Raw genomic sequence first — 25,287 nt, 5'->3', positions numbered from 1 at the left:
ATTGCCTTCACGCGTGTCCGCTCTTCTGCGGCAAAATAATTTGATCAATGTCGCGTTGTGGTTATGCAAGCGTGAACAAACTTTTTGCTAACTGTGATGCGTGTCGAAGTGTAATTGTGGGTGAATGTTAGAATACTCACAAAACCGAACTGAAACCGGCATTATGCCGTCGGAGAGAATATGACTGATTTAACTGCCAGCAGCCTGCGCGCGCTGAAACTGATGGACCTGACCACCCTGAATGATGACGACACCAATGAGAAAGTCATTGCGCTGTGCCATCAGGCGAAAACCCCGGTCGGCAATACTGCCGCGATCTGCATCTATCCGCGTTTTATCCCGATTGCACGTAAAACCCTGAACGAGCAGGGGACGCCGGAGATCCGCATCGCCACCGTCACCAACTTCCCGCACGGTAATGACGATATCGGGATTGCGCTGGCGGAAACCCGCGCGGCCATCGCCTACGGCGCGGATGAAGTGGACGTCGTTTTCCCATACCGCGCGCTGATCGCCGGTAACGAGCAGGTCGGTTTCGATCTGGTGAAAGCGTGTAAAGAGGCCTGTGCGGCGGCGAATGTGCTGCTGAAAGTGATTATCGAAACCGGTGAGCTGAAAGAGGAAGCACTGATTCGCAAAGCTTCTGAAATCTCCATCAAAGCCGGGGCTGATTTTATTAAAACGTCCACCGGTAAAGTGCCGGTCAACGCCACCCCTGAGAGCGCGCGCATCATGCTGGAAGTGATCCGCGATATGGGCGTGGAAAAAAGCGTTGGTTTTAAACCGGCGGGCGGCGTGCGCACGGCAGAAGATGCGCAGCAGTACCTGGCGATTGCCGATCAGCTGTTTGGCGCCGACTGGGCCGATGCGCGTCACTACCGCTTTGGCGCGTCCAGCCTGCTGGCGAGCCTGCTGAAAGCGCTCGGTCACGGCGACGGTAAAAGCGGCAGCGCTTACTGATGATTGCCTGATGGCGCTGCGCCATCATTAGCCATATTGCCGGGCTGAATCCGTTGCCCGGCCCTCTCTATCCTCAGGGGGTTACCTTGTTTCTCGCTCAAGAAATTATTCGTAAAAAACGCGATGGCATCGCGCTGAGTGATGAAGAAATCCGTTTCTTTATCAACGGAATTCGCGATAACACCGTTTCTGAAGGGCAAATCGCCGCGCTGGCGATGACCATTTTCTTCCACGATATGAGCATGCCAGAGCGTGTCTCGCTGACCATGGCGATGCGTGATTCCGGTACCGTGCTTGACTGGAAAAGCCTCGATCTTAATGGCCCGGTGGTGGATAAGCACTCCACTGGCGGCGTTGGCGATGTGACATCGTTGATGCTCGGCCCGATGGTGGCGGCCTGCGGCGGCTATATCCCGATGATCTCGGGGCGCGGCCTCGGCCATACGGGCGGCACGCTCGATAAGCTGGAAGCGATTCCGGGCTTTGATATTTTCCCCTCTGACCAGCGTTTTCGCGACATTATCAAAGAGGTTGGCGTGGCGATTATCGGCCAGACCAACTCGCTGGCACCGGCGGATAAGCGCTTCTACGCCACCCGCGATATTACCGCCACCGTTGACTCCATTCCGCTAATTACCGCCTCGATCCTCGCCAAAAAACTGGCGGAAGGGCTTGATGCGCTGGTGATGGATGTGAAGGTGGGCAGCGGGGCGTTTATGCCGACCTATGAGCGTTCAGAACAGCTGGCGGAAGCGATTGTAGGCGTTGCCAACGGTGCAGGCGTACGCACGACCGCGCTGCTGACCGATATGAATCAGGTGCTGGCCTCCAGCGCCGGTAACGCGGTGGAAGTGCGCGAAGCGGTGCAGTTCCTGACGGGCAAATACCGTAATCCACGCCTGTTTGAGGTGACGATGGCGCTCAGCGCCGAAATGCTCATCTCCGGCAAACTGGCGAAAGACGACGCTGACGCGCGCGCGAAATTGCAGGCGGTACTGGATAACGGTAAAGCGGCCGAGATTTTCGGGCGCATGGTGGCCGCGCAGAAAGGCCCGCATGATTTTGTTGAGAACTACGATCGCTATTTACCGACGGCAACCCTGAGCAAAGCGGTTTACGCCGACGATGAAGGGTTTGTCAGCGCAATGGATACCCGCGAGCTGGGTATGGCGGTGGTCTCGCTGGGCGGCGGTCGTCGTCAGGCATCCGATACCATTGATTACAGCGTTGGCTTAACCGATATGGTGCGCCTCGGCGAGCAGGTTGACGGCCAACGTCCGCTCGCCATTATCCACGCCAAAGATGAAGCCAGCTGGCAGAGCGCCGCACAGGTGGTGAAAGCGGCAATAAGTGTGAGCGACCGCGCACCAAAAGAGACACCGACGGTCTATCGCCGCATTACTGAATAGCGGTATACTGATCTGATCGCTTTTTTTCAAAGCACAAGGTACGGAGAACATATGAAACGTGCATTTATCATGGTGCTGGACTCTTTCGGCATCGGCGCGACAGAAGACGCGGATCGCTTCGGCGACGCGGGTTCCGACACTCTCGGCCACATCGCTGAAGCCTGTGCGAAAGGTGAAGCAGATACCGGGCGCAAAGGTCCGCTTAATCTACCGAATCTCACTCGCCTCGGGCTTGCGAAAGCCCACGAAGGCGCAACCGGCGAGATCCCGGCCGGTATGGACGGCAACGCCGAGATTATTGGCGCGTATGCCTGGGCGCATGAACTCTCTTCCGGGAAAGATACGCCGTCAGGCCACTGGGAAATCGCCGGTGTACCAGTACTTTTCGACTGGGGCTACTTCAGCGATACCGAAAACAGCTTCCCGCAGGAACTGCTGGATAAGCTGGTCGAGCGCGCTAACCTGCCGGGTTATCTCGGCAACTGCCACTCCTCCGGGACGGTCATTCTTGACCAGCTCGGCGAAGAGCATATGAAAACCGGCAAGCCGATTTTCTATACCTCTGCCGACTCGGTGTTCCAGATTGCCTGCCACGAAGAGACCTTTGGTCTCGATAAGCTCTATGAGCTGTGCGAAATTGCCCGTGAAGAGCTGACCGAAGGCGGCTACAACATTGGCCGCGTTATCGCGCGTCCGTTTGTGGGCGACAAAGCGGGTAACTTCCAGCGTACCGGCAACCGTCACGATCTGGCCGTTGAGCCGCCGTCCGCGACGGTGCTGCAAAAACTGGTCGAGGAGAAGGATGGGCAGGTGGTCTCCGTCGGTAAAATCGCCGATATCTATGCCAACTGCGGTATCACCAAAAAAGTGAAGGCAACCGGCCTTGACGCACTGTTTGATGCCACCATTACCGAGATGAAAGAAGCGGGTGATAAGACCATCGTCTTCACCAACTTCGTCGATTTTGACTCATCCTGGGGCCATCGTCGCGATGTTGCCGGTTATGCGGGCGGGCTGGAGCTGTTCGACCGCCGTCTGCCGGAGCTGATGGAGCTGGTGGGGGAAGATGATATCCTGATCCTCACCGCCGACCACGGCTGCGATCCGACCTGGAAAGGCACCGATCATACCCGCGAACACATTCCGGTACTGATCTACGGCCCGAAAGTAAAAGCAGGCTCGCTGGGACACCGCGAGACCTTCGCTGATATTGGTCAGACGATCGCCCGCTACTTCGGCGTCTCTGATATGGAGTATGGCAAAGCCATGTTCTGATCTTTTTGGGCGGGGTCTTTCCCGCCCTCCATTTTCTAACAAGTCAAAGGAAGCAACGATGGCAACCCCACATATCAATGCAGAAATGGGCGATTTCGCGGACGTCGTACTGATGCCGGGCGACCCGCTGCGTGCAAAGCACATCGCCGAAACGTTTCTCGAAGATTATCGTGAAGTGAACAACGTGCGCGGCATGCTGGGCTACACCGGCACCTATAAAGGCCGCAAAATCTCTGTAATGGGTCACGGTATGGGTATTCCATCCTGCTCCATCTACACCAAAGAGCTGATCACCGATTTTGGCGTCAAAAAGATCATCCGCGTCGGCTCCTGCGGTGCCGTGCGTATGGATGTGAAACTGCGTGACATCGTCATCGGTATGGGTGCCTGCACCGACTCCAAAGTGAACCGTATGCGTTTCAAGGATCACGACTTCGCAGCGATCGCGGATTTCGACATGGTGCGTAACGCGGTTGACGCGGCGAAAAACCTTGGCGTCGATGCGCGCGTGGGTAACCTCTTCTCTGCCGATCTCTTCTACTCCCCGGATGGCGAGATGTTCGACGTGATGGAGAAGTACGGCATCCTCGGCGTTGAGATGGAAGCGGCGGGTATCTATGGCGTTGCGGCAGAGTTCGGTGCGAAAGCGCTGACTATCTGCACCGTTTCCGACCATATCCGCACCCACGAGCAGACCACCTCCGATGAGCGTCAAACCACGTTCAACGACATGATCAAAATCGCGCTGGAATCTGTCCTGCTGGGCGATAACGCGTAATTTTGCCTGCCGGGCAGCGGTAAGCTTGCCCGGCATTTTACCCCTCACTATCTATTCACCTATTTTTTCATTTTCATTTTTTCCCCTTTCAAATCATAAAAATAGTGATATAAATCTATTCAAGTATCTATTCAGGTATCTATTCACTATGTCGCTTCTTTCGGATGCATTACTACAGGGCCCCCGCACAGCCGCTGATTTGCGCAGCACCTTAAAGATCAGCCAGGCGACGTTTTCACGTCTTACGGCGGCGGAACCTCATATTCTGCAATTCGGCAAAGCGCGCGCGACGCGTTATGCCTTATTGCGCCCTGTTCGCGGTATTGAACTATTCCCGTTGTGGCGTATTGATGAAAATGGGCGGGCCTGTAAATGGGGAGAATTACGCCCCTGCTGGCCGCAGGGAAGTTGTCTGGTGAGTATGGAGGACGGTAGCTGGCAATGGTTTGATGGCATCCCCTGGTATCTGACCGATTTACGCCCACAGGGATTTTTAGGGCGAGCCTGGGGGCGTAACATTGCCCGACAATTTGAACTCCCTGAAGATATTCGCCTGTGGCAGGAAGAAGATGTGCTTTTTGCGCTCGCCATGAGTGCGAACGAGCAGAGCGGCGGCTGGTTAATTGGCGAGGCTGGTTATCAAAAATGGATCGCCGCTTCTCCACCTGCGGCAATAACAGAAGATGAAAAGCTGAACAGCTATGCTGAGCTGGCTTTCCGGGCGCTTCAAGGAGAAATCATCGGCTCCTCTGCTGGCGGTGAACAGCCGAAATTTATGTGTTATGCGCAAACCGGTGCGGAATATGCTCACAGGCTGGTTAAGTTTACTGCCCCGCAAACCACGGAAGCCGCCGTGCGCTGGGGGGATTTATTGATTGCAGAATCCCTCGCGCTTGCTGTCCTGGCAAACGCCGGAATTGAAAGCACGCATTCCGTTGCGTTGATGGGCGAAAACCGGCAAGTGTTTCTCGAAACGCGCCGCTTTGATTGTGTTGGTACAGAAGGCCGCCGCGCTATTGTCTCCCTGGAGTCACTGCAAAGTGAATTTGTTTCTTCCCCGGGCGCATGGCCAAAAGTTGTCGCCGAGTTAGTGAAACAGCGGCAAACAGATGCCGAATCGTTAACACTCACGGAGCAGATTTGGGCATTTGGGCGGCTGATTGCTAATAGCGATATGCATGCTGGTAATCTCTCCTTTTTTCTCTCAACACCACCGATGAAACTGACCCCGGTCTACGATATGTTACCGATGGCCTTTGCTCCTGCAACCGCTGGCATGATGCGGCAAGAGGCCGTTGATCTGGTTGTCGACACGCAGGTGAAGAAAGAGGCCTGGGATGTTGCTATCCCGCTGGCAAACCAGTTCTGGCAGGCTGTGGCGGACGATATGCGCATCAGCGATGGCTTCCGTCGAATTGCACGGGATATGAGAGGGAAGGTTGAGCAGGCAGCGCGAAGCGTAGACCGTATGGCGTGATCTCTCTGGCGCTGCGCGTATCAGGCCCGATACGCACAGTGCCAGGCTTACTGCTCTATCGCACGGCCTGCACGATCCAGGCCGATAGTTCGCGCAGCTCCTGTTGCTGCTGCGGGAAATCCACCAGTAGCGCGTCGCACGCCTGCGCCAGCATATCGGCGCGATAGAGGCAGCCCTGCAAACGTGCCGCCAGTGCCTCCAGCGGTGCCGGGTTCAGGCTGTCGGTAAAGATCTGCGTGCGGGTGATGTGCCCCTTTTCGACATCGAAGTGCAGCTCCACGCCGCCCCAGGTAAAACGCTCATCCAGCAAATGGCTGAAGGCCGGGGCCTGGCCGAAATTCCACTCCCAGCTGCTCTGGCGAGCAAAGGTTTCAGCAAAGTTCGGCAGGTCCGGGGTTTTGTCCGGCGAGATAACCTCTGCTTCGACGCTTTCGCCATAGTGCTCAAAGAAGGCTTCGATGACGGCCGCGCAAACGTGTTCATGGGTGATGCCCGGCAGCAGATCGACCAGATTCGCCACCCGCCCGCGCACGGAGGTGATGCCTTTGGCCTGCAACTTCTTCTTATCCGGGTTGAGATAGTTCGCCAGACGGCTGAGATCGGCGTTGAGCAGCAGCGTCCCGTGGTGAAAGCCGCGATCCGGCGTTTCGCGATAGGCCGAGCCGGAGATTTTACGATCTCCCTCGGCGGTCTTGACCACCAGGTCGTTGCGCCCGGAGGCTTCCGCGTTAATGCCCAACGCCTGTAGCGCATTGAGCACAATGTTGGTGGAGACGGTTTTGTCATACTCCGGCTTGCCGGCCATAAAGGTAAAACAGGTATTGCCGAGATCGTGGAACACCGCGCCGCCACCGCTGCTGCGCCTTGCCAGCCGCACGTTGTCCTCTTCCATGCGGCGAGTGTTGCACTCCTTCCACGGATTCTGCGCCCGGCCAATCACCACCGTATCGGCGTTGCGCCAGAGAAACAGCACCCGCTGTGTAGCGGGCATCTGGCGGAAAATCGACTCCTCAACCGCCAGGTTAAACCACGGATCGTAAGAGTCGGAGATAAGAAGACGAAGCGTCGACATAGGCGATATCCTTGCTAAAAAATCAGGGGGCGTACGGGAAGCCGCGGCGGCTACTCTCGCTTTTCCTGCTCATCCTCTTCCGGCACCGCTTTATTGGCCGTCAGCAGGAAGGGGGACTGTTGCCAGCGGGTGCGTTTGCCCTGCAACAGGGTGCGCGTCAGCACCACGCCGATCGCCAGGGAGAGCAGCAGCATCAGACGCAGAATATTGGTGGTGTTATCTACCTGTTTAGCTTCCGTCGCCAGCGTGTGCGTATCCAGCGTCAGGCGCAGGTAACCCAGCGGGCCACTTTTGCCCTGGATTGGCTCGACGATCTGCTGGTTGAAGTAGGCCCCCGCCTTTTTGCCATCCAGCGCCAGTCGGTCACGTACCTCAATACCTTCACCGGCGCGCGCCACCAGGTCGCCCTGTGCATCATAAACGCCAGCATCGAGAATGCGGCTCTCTTCCGTGAGCGGGCCTAAGATGGCGGCTATACGTTTTTCATCGGGCGTTTCGGTGCGCATCAGCGGGGTGAGATTGATCGTCACCTGGCGCGCCAGGGTTCTTGCCAGCTCTTCAAACTGCGGATTTCGCTGGCGCTGATGCTTCTGGCTGAACCAGGATGCACCCTGCATCAGTGCGACCAACAGCGCCAGACAGATAAGGACAATCACGGCGCGATGCAGCCGAAATTTAAGTTTTGCGCGACTCATGTGTCACCTGTTGTAAATTTGATGCTTAATGTTGCCAGAAGCGTTGATTACAAGGTAGCCTCTTGCGTTATTTTCCCCTCCGGTGCTTTCTGGCGCGAACGTTTTTACAGGAGCTTTAATGCCTAACAGTCTGACCTGGTGCGACCTGCCCGATGATGTTTCTCAGTGGCCGGGATTGCCGCTCTCTCTCAGTGGTGATGAGGTGATGCCTCTGGATTATCACGCTGGTCGTAGCGGCTGGTTGCTCTATAGCCGGAGCCTCGATAAGCAGCGTCTGACCACCTATCAGCGCAAGCTGGGTGCCGCGATGGTGATTGTTTCAGCCTGGAGCGTGGATGAGTATCAGGTGATTCGCCTGGCAGGCTCGCTGACGCCGCGCGCAACGCGCCTGGCGCACGATGAGGGCATGGATGTCGCGCCGCTCGGTAAAATCCCACACCTGCGCTCGCCAGGGCTGCTGGTGATGGATATGGACTCCACCGCAATCCAGATTGAGTGTATTGATGAGATCGCCAAACTGGCCGGCACCGGCGAACAGGTCGCTGAAGTGACCGAGCGCGCAATGCGCGGCGAGCTCGATTTCACCGCCAGCCTGCGCAGCCGCGTGGCAACCTTAAAAGGCGCGGATGCTGCTATCCTGCATCAGGTGCGCGAAAATCTGCCGCTGATGCCGGGTCTGGTGCAGCTGGTGTTAAAACTGGAAACCCTTGGCTGGAAAGTGGCGATTGCCTCCGGCGGCTTTACCTTCTTTGCCGACTACCTGCGCGACAAGCTGCATCTGACGGCGGCGGTGGCGAATCAGTTGGAGATCGTCGACGGTAAATTTACCGGCCAGGTGCTGGGCGATATCGTCGATGCGCAGTACAAAGCGAAAACGCTGAAGCTGCTGGCTGAAGAGTATGAGATCGCCCCGGAACAGACCGTGGCGATTGGTGATGGCGCTAACGATCTTCCGATGATCAAATCCGCCGGGCTTGGTATCGCCTTTCACGCCAAACCGACCGTGAATGAGAAGGCGGAAGTGACCATTCGTCACGCCGACCTGATGGGCGTATTTTGTATCCTTTCCGGCAGTATTAATAAGAAGTAGAGGTGAATGTGGCGAAAGCTCCAAAACGTGCGTTTGTCTGTAATGAGTGCGGCGCTGATTATCCGCGCTGGCAGGGGCAATGCAGCGCCTGTCACGCCTGGAACACCATTACCGAAGTGCGCGTGGCCGCTTCGCCAACCGTTGCGCGCAACGAGCGCCTCTCCGGCTATGCGGGCAGCGCGGGCGTGTCGAAGGTGCAAAAGCTCTCCGATATCAGCCTCGAAGCGCTGCCGCGCTTCTCCACCGGCTTTAAAGAGTTTGACCGCGTCCTCGGCGGCGGCGTGGTGCCCGGCAGCGCCATTCTGATCGGCGGTAACCCGGGCGCGGGTAAATCGACGCTGTTGTTACAGACGCTCTGCAAGCTCTCCGAGCAGATGAAAACCCTTTACGTCACCGGCGAAGAGTCACTGCAGCAGGTGGCGATGCGCGCTCACCGTTTAGGGCTGCCGACCACTAACCTGAATATGCTTTCCGAGACCAGCATCGAGCAGATTTGCATGATTGCAGAAGAGGAGAAGCCGCGCCTGATGGTGATCGACTCCATTCAGGTGATGCACATGGCGGATATCCAGTCCTCGCCCGGCAGCGTCGCGCAGGTGCGCGAAACCGCGGCGTATCTCACCCGCTTTGCCAAAACCCGCGACGTGGCAATTGTGATGGTCGGCCACGTGACGAAAGATGGTTCGCTGGCGGGGCCGAAAGTGCTGGAGCACTGTATTGACTGTTCGGTACTGCTGGACGGCGATGCTGACTCCCGTTTCCGCACGCTGCGCAGCCATAAGAACCGTTTTGGCGCGGTCAACGAACTGGGCGTTTTCGCCATGACCGAGCAAGGTCTGCGAGAAGTGAGCAACCCGTCGGCCATCTTCCTTAGCCGCGGGGATGAAGTGACCTCCGGCAGTTCAGTGATGGTGGTCTGGGAAGGGACGCGCCCGCTGCTGGTGGAGATCCAGGCGCTGGTCGATCACTCCATGATGTCGAACCCGCGCCGCGTGGCGGTAGGGCTTGAGCAGAACCGGCTGGCGATTTTACTGGCCGTGCTGCACCGCCATGGCGGTTTGCAGATGGCGGACCAGGATGTGTTTGTCAATGTGGTCGGCGGGGTGAAAGTGACGGAAACCAGCGCCGACTTAGCGCTGCTGCTGGCGATGGTCTCCAGCCTGCGCGATCGCCCGCTGCCGCAGGATTTGGTGGTGTTCGGCGAAGTCGGGCTGGCCGGTGAGATCCGCCCGGTGCCGAGCGGCCAGGAGCGTATCTCGGAAGCGGCGAAGCACGGTTTTCGCCGGGCGATTGTTCCGGCGGCAAACGTGCCGAAAAAGGTGCCGGAAGGCATGCAGATCTTTGGCGTGAAGAAGCTCGCCGATGCGCTAAGCGTCTTTGACGACTTATAATTGGCTTATCACTTTTGCAGGAGGCAACGATGTCGTCATTCGACTACTTAAAAACCGCCATTCGCCAGAAGGGCTGCACGTTGCAGCAGGTCGCGGATGCCAGCGGCATGACCAAAGGCTACTTAAGCCAGCTGCTGAATGCCAAAATCAAAAGCCCCAGCGCGCAAAAGCTGGAGGCGCTGCACCGTTTCCTCGGGCTCGATTTCCCGCGTCGCGAGAAAAATATCGGCGTGGTGTTCGGCAAGTTCTACCCGCTGCACACCGGCCATATCTACCTGATCCAGCGCGCCTGTAGCCAGGTTGACGAGCTGCATATCATCCTCGGGTATGACGAAACCCGCGACCGCGCACTGTTTGAAGAGAGCGCGATGTCGCAGCAACCGACGGTGAGCGACCGCCTGCGCTGGCTGCTGCAAACCTTTAAGTATCAGAAAAATATCCGCATCCATGCGTTCAACGAAGAGGGGATGGAGCCCTATCCACACGGTTGGGACGTCTGGAGCAATGGCATCAAAGCCTTTATGGCGGAAAAGGGCATTACGCCGAACTGGATCTACACCTCTGAGGCCGCGGATGCGCCGCAATATTTGCAGCATCTCGGCACGGAAGCGGTGCTGGTCGATCCCGAGCGCACCTTTATGAACATCAGCGGCTCACAAATTCGTGAAAACCCGTTCCGCTACTGGGAATACATTCCGACGGAAGTGAAGCCCTTCTTTGTGCGCACCGTGGCGATCCTCGGCGGGGAGTCGAGCGGGAAGTCGACGCTGGTGAACAAGCTTGCCAATATCTTCAACACCACCAGCGCCTGGGAGTTTGGCCGTGATTACGTTTTCTCCCATCTCGGCGGGGATGAGATTGCGCTGCAATATTCCGACTACGACAAAATCGCCCTCGGCCATGCGCAATATATTGATTTCGCGGTGAAATACGCTAATAAAGTCGCCTTTATCGATACCGACTTTGTCACCACGCAGGCCTTCTGTAAAAAGTATGAGGGGCGGGAGCACCCCTTTGTGCAGGCGCTGATCGATGAGTATCGCTTCGATCTGGTGATCCTGCTGGAAAACAATACGCCGTGGATCAACGACGGCTTGCGCAGCCTCGGCAGCTCTGTCGATCGCCGTGAGTTTCAGAACCTGCTGGTCTCGATGCTGGAAGCGAATAATATCGACTATGTTCGCGTTGAAGAGGCCGATTATGACTCACGCTTCTTGCAGTGTGTTGACCTGGTAAAACAGCTGATGGGCGCGTAGCGCGCGCTCTCTGGCCGGTTTGGCGCATGCGCTCTCCGGCCAGAAACAGCGCAGATGAGAGAGCGTTTTCCAGCGCATATGCACCTGCGCCAGCGCGGCAATCGAGCGCAGGTTCACCTTCCGCAGCAGATTGTATTTGTGAGTGCTCAGGGTCTTGCTACCCAGCTCGCCACAATCAAAAATCCCGTTTTGATATTCACTGTTCATCACATACGTCAGCAGCGCCCGCTCTTTGCGCGTGAGAGGCAGTGATGGCGATGTATATTTGCGCTGCCGCCAGGGGCGGTATTTCAGCTGAAGCGGTAACGCTTTTATGGCGATGCGCTTTTCAATTTTAAAAAAGGGCTGTAATAAAAAGTGCTCGAAGCACTGGTCGCCAGACATAATCGTTTTTAACGTCGGCAGCGTGGTAATAATCAGAAAGTGATCATCAAAATCGACGATAACGTCCTCTTCGGCAAGATTAAATAGCCCCTGATCAAACAGCGCCCGCAGCCCGCACGCCAGGAAGCGATCGTCCGTAATGATGTGCATAAGAGGGCTCCCTTTACTGCCTGTGACGAGGAAGCAAAATGGTAGCGACTGGCTGTAGCGTTATTCAAGATGCGGCTTTTTTAGCGAAAGCTAAAACAGATATTCTGCCGATAGTTATTGAGCAGGTATTTCTGCTGCTAATTAACCCTGTCTGATGCAGTTTGTTTTTATTTTATTTCTATGGCGAATATAACGAGGCGGCTTATTCGTCCTGAATAACAGAAAAACAAAAATACTTTTTTAGTGCGGGAAAGAAGAGGAATTTGCTGAGGATTTGCGGGAAAAAGAGAGCGAATGGGTCTCCCCATTCGCTCTGCTTATTACTTGGTAATACGTTTGTACTTGATACGCTTCGGCTCCAGCGCTTCGGCGCCCAGCGTGCGTTTCTTGTACTCTTCGTATTCGGTGAAGTTACCTTCGAAGAACTCCACTTTACCCTCATCCTGGTAATCCAGAATGTGGGTGGCGATACGGTCAAGGAACCAGCGGTCATGCGAGATAACCATCGCGCAGCCCGGGAACTCCAGCAGGGCGTTTTCCAGTGCGCGCAGGGTTTCGATATCCAGGTCGTTGGTTGGTTCATCGAGCAGCAGCATGTTGCCGCCAACCTGCAACAGCTTCGCCAGGTGCAGACGACCGCGCTCACCACCGGAGAGTTCACCAACGCGTTTGCCCTGGTCGGTGCCTTTAAAGTTAAAGCGGCCAACGTAGGCGCGGCTTGGCATCTCGGTGTTGCCGATACGCATGATATCCAGCCCACCGGAGACCTCTTCCCAGACGGTCTTATTGTTATCCATTGCGTCACGGAACTGGTCAACAGAGGCCAGTTTCACCGTTTCACCGAGGGTGATCGTACCGGCATCAGGCTGCTCCTGACCGGACATCATGCGGAACAGCGTCGATTTACCGGCGCCGTTCGGGCCGATAATGCCGACGATGGCCCCTTTCGGTACGGAGAAGGAGAGGTTATCGATCAGCTGGCGGTCGCCGTAGGCTTTGCACAGGTTGCTGACTTCAACCACTTTATCGCCCAGACGCGCGCCTGGCGGAATAAAGAGTTCGTTGGTTTCGTTACGTTTCTGGTACTCGGTGCTGTTAAGTTCTTCAAAGCGTGCCAGACGGGCTTTGCCCTTCGACTGACGGCCTTTCGCGCCCTGGCGAACCCACTCCAGCTCTTTCTCAATGGATTTACGGCGAGCCGCTTCCTGAGAGGCTTCCTGCGCCAGACGCTGATCTTTCTGCTCCAGCCACGAGGAGTAGTTGCCTTCCCACGGAATACCTTCACCACGGTCAAGCTCCAGGATCCAGCCCGCAACGTTATCGAGGAAGTAACGGTCGTGGGTAATCGCCACGACGGTACCTTCGAAGTCGTGCAGGAAGCGTTCCAGCCAGGCAACGGATTCGGCATCCAGGTGGTTGGTTGGTTCGTCGAGCAGCAGCATGTCCGGCTTTTCCAGCAGCAGACGGCACAGCGCGACGCGGCGGCGTTCACCCCCGGAGAGATTGGCGATTTTTGCATCCCAGTCCGGCAGACGCAACGCATCGGCGGCGCGCTCAAGCTGCACGTTCAGGTTGTGACCGTCGTGCGCCTGGATGATCTCTTCCAGCTTGCCCTGCTCAGCGGCGAGCTTGTCGAAATCCGCCTCCGGCTCAGCGTAGAGGGCGTAAACTTCATCCAGACGTTTCAGCGCGTTAACCACTTCAGAAAGGGCTTCTTCAACCGATTCACGAACCGTCTGCTCAGGATTGAGCTGCGGCTCCTGCGGCAGGTAACCGATTTTAATACCCGGTTGCGCGCGCGCTTCCCCTTCGATGTCGGTATCAATACCGGCCATGATGCGCAGCAGCGTCGATTTACCGGCACCGTTAAGGCCGAGTACGCCGATCTTTGCGCCGGGGAAGAAACTGAGGGAGATATTTTTCAGAATATGACGTTTCGGCGGAACAACTTTGCCGACACGGTGCATGGTATATACGAATTGAGCCACGGTGGACTTCGCCTCTTTGTTATGAGTAGTGCATTTAACAGCGGAGTGTAGCCGTTTTCGCGCGCTAATCCCAGCCAGCGACGCTCACACTGTTAAATCACACCAGAAAGGTAAAAAAGTGTGCGTAACGTGGCGCGTTACGGCATGCCCGGTTAGCATTAACCCCTGTATGCGGCATGATGCTGTAAAAATGTGACAGATAAGAGGAAAGAGCTGTGCAGAGAGCTAAACATGCCGCCTGGCGGTTAGCGGCGGCCTGCGTGTGTTTGCTGTCCTTCAGCAATGCGGCGCAGGCGGACTCACTGGATGAACAACGCGATCGGTATGCGCAAATCAAAAGCGCCTGGGACAACAACCAGATGGACGTTGTGCAGCAGCTAATGCCGACGCTGCAAACCTATCCCCTTTACCCCTACCTGCAATACCGGCAGATCACCGACGATTTGATGAGCGAACCGGCGCTCACTGTCACCCAGTTTGTGCAGCAGTATCCGACGCTGCCCGCCGCGCGCACGCTGAAAAACCGCTTTGTGAACGAACTGGCGCGGCGTCAGGACTGGCAGGGGTTGTTGGCCTTTAGCCCGGACAAACCCACGACCACCGAGGCGCAGTGCAACTACTACTTCGCCAAATGGAACAGCGGCCAGGCGGATGAAGCCTGGGCGGGCGCGAAAGATCTCTGGCTGAGCGGTAAAAGCCAGCCCAACGCCTGCGATCAGCTGTTTGGCGCATGGCGCGCGTCGGGCAAACAGGATCCGCTCGCTTACCTGGAACGTATCCGTCTGGCGATGAAAGCCGGCAATACGCGGCTTGTCACGCTGCTGGCGAGCCAGATGCCGCCCGATTACCAGACCATCTCGTCGGCGATCGTGACGCTCGCCAACGATCCGATGACGGTGATGAGTTTTGCCACCACCACCGGGGCGACGGACTTTACGCGCCAGATGGCGGCAGAAGCGTTTGAAAGCGTGGCGCGCCAGGATGTGGAAAATGCCCGGTTGATGATCCCGTCGCTGGCGCAGGCGCAAAAACTCAATGAAGAGCAGACGCAGCAGCTGCGCGAGACGGTTGCGTGGCGGCTGATGGGCAATGATGTTACCAGCGAGCAGGCGCGCTGGCGCGACGATACGATTATGCGTTCGCAATCCGTTTCACTGCTGGAGCGGCGTGTTCGTATGGCGCTCAGCAATGGCGATCGCCGCGGGCTGAACACCTGGCTTTCGCGCCTGCCGATGGAGGCGAAAGAGAAAGATGAGTGGCGCTACTGGCAGGCCGATCTGCTGCTGGAGCGCGGGCGTGAAAACGACGCCAAAGAGATCCTCCATGCGCTGATGCAGCAGCGCGGCTTCTACCCGATGGCTGCCGCGCAGCGTCTGGGCGAAGCGTATCAGTTAAAGATAGATAAGGCTGATGGCAACGTCGATCCGACCCTGTTGCAGAGCGCAGAGATGGCGCGCGTGCGCGAGTTGATGTACTGGAAGATGGATAACACTGCGCGCGGCGAGTGGGCGAATCTGGTCTCCAGCCGTAGCCAGCAGCAGCAGGCGCAGCTGGCGCGTTATGCCTTTGAGCAGCAGTGGTGGGATCTGAGCGTGCAGGCGACGATCAGCGGCAAGCTGTGGGATCAGTTAGAGGAGCGCTTCCCGCTGGCGTATCGCGATCTCTATACGCGCTATACCGGCGATAAAGAGATTTCGCCGAGCTATGCGATGGCGATCTCCCGCCAGGAGAGCGCCTGGAACCCGACGGCGCGCTCGCCGGTCGGCGCGAGTGGGCTGATGCAAATTATGCCTGCTACCGCCACGCACACCGTGAAGATGTTTTCGATCCCGGGCTACAGTAACTCCAGCCAGCTCTTCGATCCGGAAACTAACATCAAGATCGGTACCAGCTACCTGCAGTATGTCTATCAGCAGTTTGGCGATAACCGTATTTTCGCCTCGGCGGCTTATAACGCCGGGCCGGGAAGGGTGCGTAGCTGGCTGAATAACAGCGGCGGCAAGCTGGATGCGGTGGCGTTTATCGAGAGCATTCCTTTCTCGGAAACGCGCGGTTATGTGAAAAACGTGCTGGCTTATGATGCCTACTACCGTTACTTCCTGCAGGACGAGAAAGCGACCATCCTCAGTGACGCTGAATGGCAGCGCCGTTACTGATTAGTGTGGTTTATGCTATGCTGCGTACTCATGCACGAGTACGCAGCATAAAAATCCCTAACACGGCGACAAACTATGACTCAGCAATCCCCCTATTCAGCGGCGATGGCCGAACAGCGCGAGCAGGAGTGGCAACGCTTTGTTGATCTGCTCAGGCAGGCGTACGACAACGAACTGCATATCCCATTGCTTAACCTGATGCTTACGCCGGACGAGCGTGAAGCGCTGGGCACGCGGGTGCGTATTATCGAAGAGCTGTTGCGCGGCGAGATGAGCCAGCGCGAGCTGAAAAACGAGCTTGGCGCGGGCATTGCGACCATCACGCGCGGCTCCAACAGCCTGAAAGCCGCGCCGACGGATTTGCGTCTGTGGCTGGAAAAAGCGTTACTTAACGCTCAACGATAAACGGCGTTATGGAACGGGCTGAGCGCTAAAATCACCGCCTGGTGATAGACGCTTTCGCGGGTCAGCGCCCCGGCGGTAAAGACGCCGATGGCTCCCTCTTTGCGGCCTATCTCATCAATGCCGGTATAGCGTGACATCACCGGCCCCAGCGCTTCGCCAGCGTTCACATCGCGCAGAATCACTTCCGGCAGCGGCAGCGTTGCCGAGCGGGATTCGCCGGACAACTCACCATTCTCAATCACCACCCAACTGAAGGTGCTCCCTTCATCAATACCCGCTTCGATCGCCACCCAAAAATCGGCGTTCGGCTGCGCCGCGCGCGCGTTTCGCACGCGGTTTCGTGCGCCAGCTCGCGTTTCTTCACTGCCGAAGGGTTGTTCCGGAACGCCGCTCTCGACGGAAATAGAGTCAATATGGCAGCATCCTTCGCCGAAAATCTGGTTAAAAGCGTGCAGAATCGCCCGAATTTTGGCGGGATTGGTGGTAGCGCAGACAACTTGGTGCATAATCATCTAAGGCATGTCCGAGAGGAAACTGCTTTTCCCATGCGGACTTGAGCCTTCCTCAGAGAAATAAATTCATCGCAGTATAATGGATAACAATACATGTTACAGGTATACCTTGTTCGCCACGGTGAAACCCTTTGGAACGCCGAGCGTCGTATTCAAGGCCAGTCTGACAGTCCGTTAACCGACAAGGGCGAAACACAAGCCCGACAGGTGGCGGAACGCGCGAAAGCACTGGGCATCACCCACATTATCACCAGCGACCTGGGGCGTACGCGCCGCACGGCGGAGATTATCGCGGACATTTGCGGCTGCGACGTGACGCTGGAACCGCGCCTGCGCGAGCTCAATATGGGCGTGCTGGAGCGACGCCCCCTCGACTCTTTGACCGAAGAGGAGGAGGGCTGGCGTCGTCAGTTAGTCAACGGCACCGCAGATGGCCGCATTCCTGAAGGGGAGTCGATGCAAGAACTGAGCGAGCGTATGCACGCCGCGCTGGCAGCCTGTCTCGAACTGCCACAGGGCAGCCGTCCGCTGCTGGTGAGCCACGGCATGGCGCTGGGGTGTCTGGTGAGCACGATCCTTGGTCTGCCAGCTTACGCCGAACGCCGTTTGCGCCTGCGCAACTGCTCCATCTCCCGCATCGACTATCAGCAGAGCCCATGGCTGGCGTCAGGCTGGGTGGTGGAAACCGCAGGCGACGTCTCGCATCTGGACGCTCCTGCGCTCGATGAGATGCAGCGTTAACGGCGGATAGGGATCAGATACTCGCAGCGGATGTGCGTTGGCGGTTCACGATCGTTGATGGCGTTACGCTGCGGGTAGAAGTGTTCGATATCCTGGCCTTTACGGCGCGTCAGCTGAAGCATCGGCATGCAGGTGCCGTAGACGGTCAGGATAAACTCCTGTAACCCTTCCGGTGCGCCATCATAGGAGAAGGCAACATAGTCTCCCCCTTCCAGTTCGACCGGCTGAGCGTTGTTCAGGTAACCATTTGCCTGCTCCGGCGTCAGGGCGGTGGTGTAAAAGACTTCCTGCTCGTCATCTTTTTCCTGGCTCGGCCGCGGCTCGTGCAGGCCGTACAGCTCATCCGGAATGGTTGGCGCATTGCTTAAAAACTCGCGCCAGAACTGGATACGCATCTGGTTACGAAAATCGGAGATCTCCTCCAGCGCGCAGGTGTAGTTTTGCGTAGTACCGATAAGCTTCATCGGTGGCAGCGTGACAAAGCTATGCGTCGGTAAGGCGAACTCGCCCAGACGCAGCGGCGGACGGATGCCAAACGAGTTCCAGTCCGGTGAACGGCGATAGAGCGCTGGGGTAACGGCAAACTGTTTTTTAAACGCGCGGGTGAAGGTTTGTTGGGAATCGAAGCGATACTGTAGCGCGATATCAAGAATCGGGCGGGCGGTGAGACGCAGCGCAACGGCGGATTTCGACAAACGGCGGGCGCGAATATAGGCGCCGATAGCGTGGCCTGTGACATCCTTGAACATCCTTTGCAAATGCCACTTGGAATAGCCCGCTTTTGCCGCCACATTATCTAACGACAGCGGCTGATCGAGATGGCCTTCCAGCCAGGCAAGTAAGTCGCGAATGATGCCAGCCTGATCCATAAAATATCCTCTTCCATAGCACAGCAGCGGTGAACGCTTGATATCAGGGGAGGGATAATAGCGGGTTTTAAGGGGTTTAGCATGCAGTGTTTTTTTTGTGCTTGCCCGCGCATTGTGACTGATTTTAATCATAAATTTTGTAAATGGGTGATCTGCAAACAGTTTCTCATATGAAAACTGAATAGTTGCGTAACGTAATATTCAAAAATGGTAACAATATGAAATATACAAAGTTTGTTATTCCTGCTCTCCTGTTGACCTCACTGGCTTCCGCACAGGCGGAGCAGATTGGATCGGTGGATACGGTGTTTAAGATTTTCGGCCCTGATCACAAAATCGTCGTTGAAGCGTTCGACGATCCCGATGTGAAGAATGTCACCTGTTATATCAGCCGGGCGAAGACCGGCGGTATCAAAGGTGGGCTTGGTTTAGCAGAGGATACCTCCGATGCGGCGATCTCTTGCCAGCAGGTGGGGCCGGTTGAGCTGAGCGATAAAATCAAGAACGGCAAAGCGCAGGGCGATGTTGTTTTCCAGAAGCGAACCTCATTAGTTTTCAAAAAGTTACAGGTGGTTCGTTTCTACGACGCCAAGCGTAACGCGCTGGCCTATTTAGCCTACTCCGATAAAGTGGTCGAAGGTTCTCCGAAGAACGCCATCAGCGCGGTGCCGATCATGCCGTGGGGTAAATAAGCAACGTGTCTATGCCGCAACCGCTGATTTGGCTGGTGGAAGATGAAGCCAGTATCGCTGAAACCTTAATCTATATGCTGCAACAGGATGGGTTTGCCGTCACCGCATTTGAGCGGGGTTTGCCGGTGCTGGATGCAGCGGCGCAGCGGTTGCCCGAATTGGTCATCCTTGATGTCGGCCTGCCGGATATCAGCGGCTTTGAGTTGTGTCGGCGTCTGTTGGCACGCGCACCCGCGCTGCCGGTGCTGTTTCTGACCGCGCGCAGCGAAGAGGTAGATAAGCTGCTGGGGCTGGAGATGGGCGCGGATGACTATATCGCCAAACCCTTCTCGCCGCGCGAAGTGTGCGCCCGCGTGCGCACCGTATTACGCAGAATGCAGAAAGCCTCGTTGCACAGCGACCTTATTCGCGTCGGCGAGTTTGAACTGGATGAAACCGCGGCGATTATCCTCTGGTGCGGCGAAACGCTGAATCTGACGCGGTATGAATTCCTGTTAATGAAAACACTATTGCAGGCACCGGGGAGGATCTTTTCGCGCCAGCAGTTGATGGACCAGGTGTGGTGCGATGGGCAAGAGAGCTTCGATCGTACGGTCGACACCCATATCAAAACGCTGCGTGCCAAGCTGCGCGCAATCAATCCTGAACTGACGCCGATCAACACCCATCGTGGCATGGGTTACAGCCTGGGGCTGCGCTGATGCGTATCGGCATGCGCCTGCTGCTGGGCTACTTCCTGATTGTGGCAGTGGCCGCCTGGTTTGTGCTGTTTATCTTCGTGCAGGAGATCAAACCCGGCGTGCGGCGCGCAACCGAAGGCACGTTGATTGATACCGCGACATTGCTGGCGGAGTTTGCCCGCGAGGATCTGCGCAGCGGGCATGCACAGGATGGGCGGCTGGCGCAGGCCTTCTCTACCCTCCATCAACACCCGATTAACGCCCATATCAATGGCATTCACAAAGTGCGCAATGAGTACCATGTCTATATGACGGACGCGAGCGGGCGCGTGGTATTTGATTCGACGGGCAAAGCGCTGGGCGAGGACTATTCGCGCTGGAACGATGTCTGGTTGACGCTGCGCGGGCAGTATGGCGCGCGTAGCTCACCATTGGTGGCGGGCGATCCGCAAAGTACGGTGATGTATGTCGCCGCGCCGGTGAAAGAGGCGGGGCGGATCATTGGCGTGGTGAGCGTCGGTAAACCCAATAGCGCCATGGATCCGGTGATAAAACGCAGCGAGCGACGCATATTGTGGGCTGGTGGCGCGCTGCTCGGCATTGCGCTGCTGATTGGCGGCGTGATGGTGTGGTGGATCAACCGCGCGATCGGCAAGCTCGCCCGCTATGCCGATTCGGTCACCGAAGACCGCCCCGTGCCATTGCCCGAGCTGGGCAGCAGCGAGCTGCGCAAACTGGCGCAGGCGCTGGAGAGCATGCGCGTCAAACTGGAGGGGAAAAACTATATCGAACAGTATGTTTATGCCCTGACCCATGAGCTGAAAAGCCCCTTGGCGGCGATCCGCGGCGCGGCGGAGATCCTGCGTGAACATCCTCCTCAGCCAGTCGCGACCCGCTTCACGGAGAATATTCTTGCGCAGAATAGCCGTATGCAGCGCCTGGTTGAGAAGCTTCTGCATCAGGCGAAGCTGGAGAACCGTCTGGAAATCGCCTTCGCGCCTGTTGAGATGAGTGCGCTCTTTCAGCAATTGCAGGAGGAGCGAAGCGCGGTGGCAGCGGCAAAGGCGCTGAACATTGTTTATGAGGCTAACGAGACGGTGGTGGCTGGTGATAAAGAGCTGCTGGCGCAGGCGGTGGGAAACCTGCTGGATAATGCCATCGACTTTACACCTGCTGGCGGCAATATTGTCCTGCGTGCCACGGAGCAAGCCGACAAGGTGGTGATTACGGTGAGCGATAGCGGCACTGGCATCCCTGATTACGCGCTGCCGCGCATCTTTGAGCGCTTCTACTCCCTGCCGCGCGGGAACGGGCAGAAGAGCAGCGGATTAGGGCTGGCATTTGTCCAGGAAGTCGCGCGGTTGCATCACGGCGCTGTCACGGTGTCGAACCGTGCGGAAGGGGGCTGCGAAGCCCGTCTGACACTTCACCCTCACTTCACATAACTTCAAATGCTTCACACATAGCCTCGTTATGCTGCGCGCATCACTAAGGAGAAGGCTATGTTGAAATCCCCCCTGTTCTGGAAAATGGTTACGCTGGCAAGTTGCCTGTGTGTGTTACTTATCCCGCTGACAATGCTCAGCAGCCTGATTGGCGAGCGCGCCGATTATCGACATGAAGTGACCGATACGCTGCGCCAGAGCAGCGCTGGCTCGCAAAAATTGATTGGCCCGCTGATCGCCATTCCGGTAACGGAAACCACCGTATCGCTGGAGAGCAGCGGCGAAAACGAACCGCCGAAAGAGATACGTCGCAAGCAGAGTTTCATCCGTTTGTGGTTGCCGGAATCGCTGATGGTCAACGGTAATCAGCAGGTTGAAACGCGCAAGATCGGTATCTATGACGGGCAACTCTGGCATAACAACATCGATATTAACGCCGAGTTCGACCCGAAGCGGCTGGATATCAAACCCAGTGAGAATGTGACGCTTGGCGAGCCGTTTATCGTGCTGGCGGTGAGCGATTCTCGTGGCATTGGCCTGGTGCGCAGCACAAGCGTGAACGGCGAAGCGCTGCGCGTCGAGCCGGGGACGGGATTGATGAGCGATCTACAGGGCGTGCATATGCCGCTGGCGATGGAGAGCCTGCAAAAACCGCTCAAGCTGGCGATGTCGTTCAACCTGAGTGGAACCGGTGAATTTTCTGTGGTGCCGCTTGGCCGTAATAGCGAGATGGCGCTGAAGGGCGACTGGCCGCACCCTGGTTTTATGGGCGATTTCCTGCCGGAAAAACGTGAAGTGAGCGAGAGCGGATTCCAGGCGCACTGGCAGAGTAGCTGGTTTGCCAACAATCTGGACAGTAAAGTGCGCGATACGGTAGTGCTTTCCAGTAAGAACAACTGGGAACTGCCGGCATTCAGCGTCAATATCGTCACCCAGGCGGATCAGTATCAACTGACCGACCGAGCGATAAAGTATGCCATCTTGCTGATCGTGCTGACTTTCCTCGCCTTCTTCGTATTTGAAAGCCTCACCGCGCGGCAGATGCACCCGATGCAATATCTGCTGGTTGGCTTGTCGCTGGTGATGTTTTATCTGGTATTACTGGCGCTTTCTGAACATACCGGATTTACCGCCGCGTGGATTGTCGCCAGCCTACTCGGCGCGCTGTTGAACGGCTTCTATTTGCAGGGCGTGATGAAGAGCTGGCGCGCAAGTCTGGGCTTTACCGCCGCGCTACTGCTGCTTGATGCGGTGATGTGGGGACTGCTCAACTCTGAGGATAATGCGCTCTTACTGGGAACCGGCGTGCTGTTTGTGGCACTGACTGCGGTAATGTTCCTGACACGTAAATTTGACTGGTATGCATTGTCAGCGGCAGGGATAAAACGGATCGCAGCGGAGCCTGCGACGGAAGATGAGTTAAGGATCTGGAAATAAAAAAAGCGGCGCACTGTGCGCCGCTTTTTCGTTTGCGTTCGTTTATTCCTGCAGATCGCCGCAGAAGCGGTAACCTTCGCCATGAATGGTGGCGATAATTTCTGGCGTATCCGGCGTTGACTCAAAGTGCTTACGGATACGGCGGATGGTGACATCCACGGTACGATCGTGCGGTTTCAACTCACGCCCGGTCATTTTTTTCAGCAGCTCAGCACGCGACTGAATCTTGCCCGGGTTTTCGCAGAAGTGCAGCATCGCGCGGAACTCACTGCGCGGCAGCTTATACTGCTCGCCGTTCGGGCTAATCAGCGAACGACTGTTGATATCCAGCTCCCAGCCATTGAATTTGTAGCTATCGACGCTGCGGCGCTCTTCGCTGATGGTACCGAGGTTCATGGTACGGGACAGCAGGTTGCGCGCGCGGATAGTCAATTCACGCGGGTTAAAGGGTTTGGTGATGTAATCGTCCGCGCCAATTTCAAGGCCGAGAATTTTATCGACCTCGTTGTCGCGACCGGTCAGGAACATCAGCGCGACATTTGCCTGCTCACGCAGCTCACGCGCCAATAAAAGACCGTTTTTACCCGGCAGATTGATATCCATAATCACCAGGTTTACATCGTGTTCAGAAAGGATCTGATGCATTTCAGCGCCATCAGTCGCTTCAAAGACATCGTAGCCTTCTGCTTCGAAAATGCTTTTCAACGTGTTGCGTGTTACCAACTCGTCTTCAACAATAAGAATGTGCGGGATCTGCATGTTTGCTACCTAAATTGCCAACTAAATCGAAACAGGAAGTACAAAAGTCCCTGACCAGCCTGGTGCATGTCGAAAATTAACATGACGGCATAACATGACTAAAGTACGTAATTGCGTTCTTGATGCACTTTCCATCAACGTCAACAACATCATTAGCTTGGTCGTGGGCACTTTCCCTCTGAACCCGACAGTGTCAAAAACGGCTGTCATCCTAACCATTTTAACAGCAACATAACAGGCTAAGACGCAAATGACACCCAATAAAACTACGCTTCGTTGACATATATCAAGTTCAATTGTAGCACGTTAACACTTTAGCGAAATTCTGATAGCCAGCTGCTAGCTTCTATTACAAATTTTCAATAAACCAAGTAGTTGCGTACGCTAATTGATAAATAGCCTGAATCCAACACAGGCAGACATTTCTGTATTAAAATGCCAAGAAGAAACAGAGGGATATGCCCGTTCTGTTAACATCTTAACAGGTAATATTGCTGATAAACAGTTTAGCTTTTTTTAAGCGTAGAGACGGGGCCGATCGGCGTTTGGTGTTATCTAATTGTAAATTCGCTCCACGTAATATGTTGATTGATGTCACATTTTTCAGCGGGCATGAAAAAAGAAGGTTTCGATGCAACTGGCAATAGTTCTTGTCTCCCCCGCGCGAGCGGAAAACGTCGGCGCAGCGGCGCGTGCCATGAAAACGATGGGCTTTACTGATTTACGTATTGTCGACAGCGATGCCCATTTACAGGAAGCAGCAAGGCGCGTCGCGCACGGTTCGGGCGACATCCTGGATAACGCGAAACACTACGCGACGCTCGCCGACGCGCTGACCGATATTCCTTTCACTATTGCCACTACCGCGCGCAGCCGGGCGAAATTTCACTATTACGCAACGCCTGAGCAGCTTGTGCCGTTATTAGAGGAAAAAAGCGCCTGGCTTAGCGGCGCGGCGCTGGTTTTTGGGCGTGAGGATTCCGGGCTGACCAATGATGAGCTGTCGCTGGCGGATATTCTGACCGGCGTACCGATGGCGGCAGATTACCCTTCGCTCAATCTCGGCCAGGCGGTAATGGTATTTTGCTATCAATTATCTGCGTTAATGCAAAGTGCGCCGCAAACAATTTCTCAGGTTGATAATAACCAGTTAAGCGCACTGCGTTTACGGGCACATAATTTACTCAAAAAATTAGACGTGGTTGATGATATGAAAATGGTCGACTGGCTGGATCAGCGGCTTGGCTTACTTGAGCAGCGCGACACCGCCATGTTGCACCGTTTGCTTCACGATATCGAAAAAAAGCTTATCGAGTAACGCGCTGCAATAAGATTCTTTTATAGCTGAAGATGCTGCGATATCGATTTCCCATCGCCCTGATCGGGCTGTAAACGGCTCCGCTTTTAGCGCAGACGGGAATTGAATAAATTCTGCATAATTAAAAAATAAATTGACTTAAGCAGGCAGATACTTTAACCAATATAGGCATACAGCACAGACAGATAATAATACAGAGCACAACATCCATGGCACGCATCTGCACGATTACCACTATTACAACCATCACCATTACCACAGGTAACGGTGCGGGCTGACGCGTACAGGAAATACTGAAAAAAGCCCGCACCTGAACAGTGCGGGCTTTTTTTTCGAGCAAAAATCAAG

The 25,287-nt window shown here is 55.9% G+C and carries 25 protein-coding genes and 1 other annotated feature; of the genes, 18 read left to right on the top strand and 7 right to left on the bottom strand.

The window, feature by feature from the left end:
* Positions 1-180 precede the first annotated feature (180 nt).
* The 5 genes from deoC (at position 181) to yjjJ (ending at position 5,899) form a co-directional block, all read left to right on the top strand.
* Positions 181-960, top strand: coding sequence for a deoxyribose-phosphate aldolase (gene deoC, locus EH164_RS19035; protein WP_124969957.1), 780 nt, complete (start codon positions 181-183; stop codon positions 958-960).
* An 86-nt stretch (positions 961-1,046) separates the two neighbouring features.
* A complete protein-coding gene (gene deoA, locus EH164_RS19030) occupies positions 1,047-2,369 on the top strand; it encodes a thymidine phosphorylase (RefSeq protein ID WP_124969953.1) in 1,323 nt (440 codons plus the stop codon).
* Positions 2,370-2,420: 51 nt separating this feature from the next.
* Positions 2,421-3,644, top strand: coding sequence for a phosphopentomutase (deoB, locus tag EH164_RS19025; RefSeq protein ID WP_042716009.1), 1,224 nt, complete (start codon positions 2,421-2,423; stop codon positions 3,642-3,644).
* Between the two features lie 58 nt (positions 3,645-3,702).
* The gene (gene deoD, locus EH164_RS19020; RefSeq protein ID WP_023480392.1) at positions 3,703-4,422 is read left to right on the top strand and encodes a purine-nucleoside phosphorylase; all 720 of its coding nucleotides are present in this window, start codon (positions 3,703-3,705) and stop codon (positions 4,420-4,422) included.
* Positions 4,423-4,570: 148 nt separating this feature from the next.
* On the top strand, positions 4,571-5,899 hold the full coding sequence (yjjJ, locus tag EH164_RS19015) for a type II toxin-antitoxin system HipA family toxin YjjJ (RefSeq protein ID WP_124971587.1): 1,329 nt from the start codon (positions 4,571-4,573) through the stop codon (positions 5,897-5,899).
* A gap of 55 nt (positions 5,900-5,954) precedes the next feature.
* On the opposite strand, the gene lplA is transcribed toward yjjJ, so the two are convergent.
* Positions 5,955-6,971, bottom strand: a complete 1,017-nt coding sequence (lplA, locus tag EH164_RS19010; protein ID WP_124969950.1) for a lipoate--protein ligase LplA — start codon at positions 6,969-6,971, stop codon at positions 5,955-5,957.
* Positions 6,972-7,021: 50 nt separating this feature from the next.
* Positions 7,022-7,666, bottom strand: coding sequence for a YtjB family periplasmic protein (locus tag EH164_RS19005; protein ID WP_023480449.1), 645 nt, complete (start codon positions 7,664-7,666; stop codon positions 7,022-7,024).
* Between the two features lie 118 nt (positions 7,667-7,784).
* Here EH164_RS19005 and serB point away from each other — a divergent pair, with 118 nt between their 5' ends.
* The 3 genes from serB to nadR are packed head-to-tail and all read left to right on the top strand — an operon-like array spanning position 7,785 to position 11,403.
* Complete coding sequence (serB, locus tag EH164_RS19000) at positions 7,785-8,756, top strand: phosphoserine phosphatase (protein ID WP_124969947.1); 972 nt, start codon at positions 7,785-7,787, stop codon at positions 8,754-8,756.
* Between the two features lie 8 nt (positions 8,757-8,764).
* Positions 8,765-10,147 carry a DNA repair protein RadA gene (gene radA, locus EH164_RS18995; RefSeq protein ID WP_124969944.1) on the top strand — a complete coding sequence of 461 codons (1,383 nt, stop codon included), beginning with the start codon at positions 8,765-8,767 and terminating at the stop codon, positions 10,145-10,147.
* A gap of 29 nt (positions 10,148-10,176) precedes the next feature.
* Positions 10,177-11,403 carry a multifunctional transcriptional regulator/nicotinamide-nucleotide adenylyltransferase/ribosylnicotinamide kinase NadR gene (gene nadR / locus EH164_RS18990; protein WP_124969941.1) on the top strand — a complete coding sequence of 409 codons (1,227 nt, stop codon included), beginning with the start codon at positions 10,177-10,179 and terminating at the stop codon, positions 11,401-11,403.
* Here nadR and EH164_RS18985 read toward each other — a convergent pair.
* Positions 11,353-11,937 carry a LuxR C-terminal-related transcriptional regulator gene (locus EH164_RS18985; RefSeq protein WP_124969938.1) on the bottom strand — a complete coding sequence of 195 codons (585 nt, stop codon included), beginning with the start codon at positions 11,935-11,937 and terminating at the stop codon, positions 11,353-11,355. The two genes, nadR and EH164_RS18985, sit on opposite strands and share 51 nt — an antisense overlap.
* Before the next feature lie 320 nt (positions 11,938-12,257).
* The gene (gene ettA / locus EH164_RS18980; protein WP_124969935.1) at positions 12,258-13,925 is read right to left on the bottom strand and encodes an energy-dependent translational throttle protein EttA; all 1,668 of its coding nucleotides are present in this window, start codon (positions 13,923-13,925) and stop codon (positions 12,258-12,260) included.
* A 215-nt stretch (positions 13,926-14,140) separates the two neighbouring features.
* On the opposite strand from ettA, the gene sltY reads away from it, so the two are divergent.
* Positions 14,141-16,081, top strand: a complete 1,941-nt coding sequence (gene sltY, locus EH164_RS18975) for a murein transglycosylase (RefSeq protein ID WP_124969932.1) — start codon at positions 14,141-14,143, stop codon at positions 16,079-16,081.
* A gap of 75 nt (positions 16,082-16,156) precedes the next feature.
* Positions 16,157-16,486 carry a trp operon repressor gene (gene trpR, locus EH164_RS18970; RefSeq protein WP_023480369.1) on the top strand — a complete coding sequence of 110 codons (330 nt, stop codon included), beginning with the start codon at positions 16,157-16,159 and terminating at the stop codon, positions 16,484-16,486.
* Here the strand turns inward: trpR and yjjX are convergent.
* Positions 16,477-16,992, bottom strand: coding sequence for an inosine/xanthosine triphosphatase (yjjX, locus tag EH164_RS18965; protein WP_124971584.1), 516 nt, complete (start codon positions 16,990-16,992; stop codon positions 16,477-16,479). The two genes, trpR and yjjX, sit on opposite strands and share 10 nt — an antisense overlap.
* Positions 16,993-17,091: 99 nt before the next feature.
* Here yjjX and gpmB point away from each other — a divergent pair, with 99 nt between their 5' ends.
* Entirely contained in the window at positions 17,092-17,739 is a 648-nt protein-coding gene (gpmB, locus tag EH164_RS18960) for a 2,3-diphosphoglycerate-dependent phosphoglycerate mutase GpmB (RefSeq protein ID WP_124969929.1), read from the top strand.
* Here gpmB and robA read toward each other — a convergent pair.
* Positions 17,736-18,608, bottom strand: coding sequence for an MDR efflux pump AcrAB transcriptional activator RobA (gene robA / locus EH164_RS18955; RefSeq protein WP_124969926.1), 873 nt, complete (start codon positions 18,606-18,608; stop codon positions 17,736-17,738). The genes gpmB and robA overlap by 4 nt on opposite strands.
* Before the next feature lie 218 nt (positions 18,609-18,826).
* Here robA and creA point away from each other — a divergent pair, with 218 nt between their 5' ends.
* Genes creA through creD form a run of 4 tightly spaced genes read left to right on the top strand, consistent with a single transcriptional unit; the run spans position 18,827 to position 22,862 of the window.
* The gene (gene creA, locus EH164_RS18950; RefSeq protein ID WP_023480363.1) at positions 18,827-19,300 is read left to right on the top strand and encodes a protein CreA; all 474 of its coding nucleotides are present in this window, start codon (positions 18,827-18,829) and stop codon (positions 19,298-19,300) included.
* An 11-nt stretch (positions 19,301-19,311) separates the two neighbouring features.
* Positions 19,312-20,001 (top strand): two-component system response regulator CreB, encoded by a 690-nt coding sequence (creB, locus tag EH164_RS18945; protein ID WP_124969923.1) that lies wholly within the window; start codon positions 19,312-19,314, stop codon positions 19,999-20,001.
* The gene (gene creC, locus EH164_RS18940; protein ID WP_124969921.1) at positions 20,001-21,425 is read left to right on the top strand and encodes a two-component system sensor histidine kinase CreC; all 1,425 of its coding nucleotides are present in this window, start codon (positions 20,001-20,003) and stop codon (positions 21,423-21,425) included. The genes creB and creC overlap by 1 nt, the downstream gene beginning before the upstream one ends.
* A 57-nt stretch (positions 21,426-21,482) precedes the next feature.
* Complete coding sequence (gene creD / locus EH164_RS18935; protein WP_124969918.1) at positions 21,483-22,862, top strand: cell envelope integrity protein CreD; 1,380 nt, start codon at positions 21,483-21,485, stop codon at positions 22,860-22,862.
* Between the two features lie 42 nt (positions 22,863-22,904).
* Here creD and arcA read toward each other — a convergent pair whose 3' ends face one another.
* A complete protein-coding gene (gene arcA / locus EH164_RS18930) occupies positions 22,905-23,621 on the bottom strand; it encodes a two-component system response regulator ArcA (RefSeq protein ID WP_023480336.1) in 717 nt (238 codons plus the stop codon).
* A 94-nt stretch (positions 23,622-23,715) separates the two neighbouring features.
* Here arcA and yjjY point away from each other — a divergent pair, with 94 nt between their 5' ends.
* From yjjY to thrL, 3 genes are all read left to right on the top strand, one after another.
* A complete protein-coding gene (yjjY, locus tag EH164_RS18925; protein WP_086870418.1) occupies positions 23,716-23,856 on the top strand; it encodes a protein YjjY in 141 nt (46 codons plus the stop codon).
* 396 nt (positions 23,857-24,252) lie between these two features.
* Positions 24,253-24,939: a tRNA/rRNA methyltransferase gene (locus EH164_RS18920; protein ID WP_124969915.1), complete on the top strand. Its 687-nt coding sequence runs from the start codon at positions 24,253-24,255 to the stop codon at positions 24,937-24,939.
* A gap of 209 nt (positions 24,940-25,148) precedes the next feature.
* On the top strand, positions 25,149-25,217 hold the full coding sequence (gene thrL / locus EH164_RS18915; protein ID WP_124971581.1) for a thr operon leader peptide: 69 nt from the start codon (positions 25,149-25,151) through the stop codon (positions 25,215-25,217).
* Positions 25,156-25,273, top strand: a sequence feature (Thr leader region). It overlaps the preceding gene by 62 nt.
* Positions 25,274-25,287 lie beyond the last annotated feature (14 nt).

The sequence above is a fragment of the Kosakonia sp. CCTCC M2018092 genome (assembly GCF_003864115.1).
GTDB lineage: Bacteria > Pseudomonadota > Gammaproteobacteria > Enterobacterales > Enterobacteriaceae > Kosakonia > Kosakonia cowanii.
Note: the sequence above shows the minus strand (reverse complement) of the source record. Positions and strands in the feature narration are given on the sequence as shown.

Excerpts from the sequence above, each read along its gene's own strand:
- deoC (WP_124969957.1), top strand. The coding sequence starts at position 181 with ATGACTGATTTAACTGCCAGCAGCCTGCGCGCGCTGAAACTGATGGAC.
- deoB (WP_042716009.1), top strand. The coding sequence starts at position 2,421 with ATGAAACGTGCATTTATCATGGTGCTGGACTCTTTCGGCATCGGCGCG.
- deoD (WP_023480392.1), top strand. The coding sequence starts at position 3,703 with ATGGCAACCCCACATATCAATGCAGAAATGGGCGATTTCGCGGACGTC.
- yjjJ (WP_124971587.1), top strand. The coding sequence starts at position 4,571 with ATGTCGCTTCTTTCGGATGCATTACTACAGGGCCCCCGCACAGCCGCT.
- lplA (WP_124969950.1), bottom strand. The coding sequence starts at position 6,971 with ATGTCGACGCTTCGTCTTCTTATCTCCGACTCTTACGATCCGTGGTTT.
- EH164_RS19005 (WP_023480449.1), bottom strand. The coding sequence starts at position 7,666 with ATGAGTCGCGCAAAACTTAAATTTCGGCTGCATCGCGCCGTGATTGTC.
- serB (WP_124969947.1), top strand. The coding sequence starts at position 7,785 with ATGCCTAACAGTCTGACCTGGTGCGACCTGCCCGATGATGTTTCTCAG.
- nadR (WP_124969941.1), top strand. The coding sequence starts at position 10,177 with ATGTCGTCATTCGACTACTTAAAAACCGCCATTCGCCAGAAGGGCTGC.
- EH164_RS18985 (WP_124969938.1), bottom strand. The coding sequence starts at position 11,937 with ATGCACATCATTACGGACGATCGCTTCCTGGCGTGCGGGCTGCGGGCG.
- trpR (WP_023480369.1), top strand. The coding sequence starts at position 16,157 with ATGACTCAGCAATCCCCCTATTCAGCGGCGATGGCCGAACAGCGCGAG.
- yjjX (WP_124971584.1), bottom strand. The coding sequence starts at position 16,992 with ATGCACCAAGTTGTCTGCGCTACCACCAATCCCGCCAAAATTCGGGCG.
- gpmB (WP_124969929.1), top strand. The coding sequence starts at position 17,092 with ATGTTACAGGTATACCTTGTTCGCCACGGTGAAACCCTTTGGAACGCC.
- robA (WP_124969926.1), bottom strand. The coding sequence starts at position 18,608 with ATGGATCAGGCTGGCATCATTCGCGACTTACTTGCCTGGCTGGAAGGC.
- creA (WP_023480363.1), top strand. The coding sequence starts at position 18,827 with ATGAAATATACAAAGTTTGTTATTCCTGCTCTCCTGTTGACCTCACTG.
- creB (WP_124969923.1), top strand. The coding sequence starts at position 19,312 with ATGCCGCAACCGCTGATTTGGCTGGTGGAAGATGAAGCCAGTATCGCT.
- creC (WP_124969921.1), top strand. The coding sequence starts at position 20,001 with ATGCGTATCGGCATGCGCCTGCTGCTGGGCTACTTCCTGATTGTGGCA.
- creD (WP_124969918.1), top strand. The coding sequence starts at position 21,483 with ATGTTGAAATCCCCCCTGTTCTGGAAAATGGTTACGCTGGCAAGTTGC.
- arcA (WP_023480336.1), bottom strand. The coding sequence starts at position 23,621 with ATGCAGATCCCGCACATTCTTATTGTTGAAGACGAGTTGGTAACACGC.
- yjjY (WP_086870418.1), top strand. The coding sequence starts at position 23,716 with ATGACTAAAGTACGTAATTGCGTTCTTGATGCACTTTCCATCAACGTC.
- EH164_RS18920 (WP_124969915.1), top strand. The coding sequence starts at position 24,253 with ATGCAACTGGCAATAGTTCTTGTCTCCCCCGCGCGAGCGGAAAACGTC.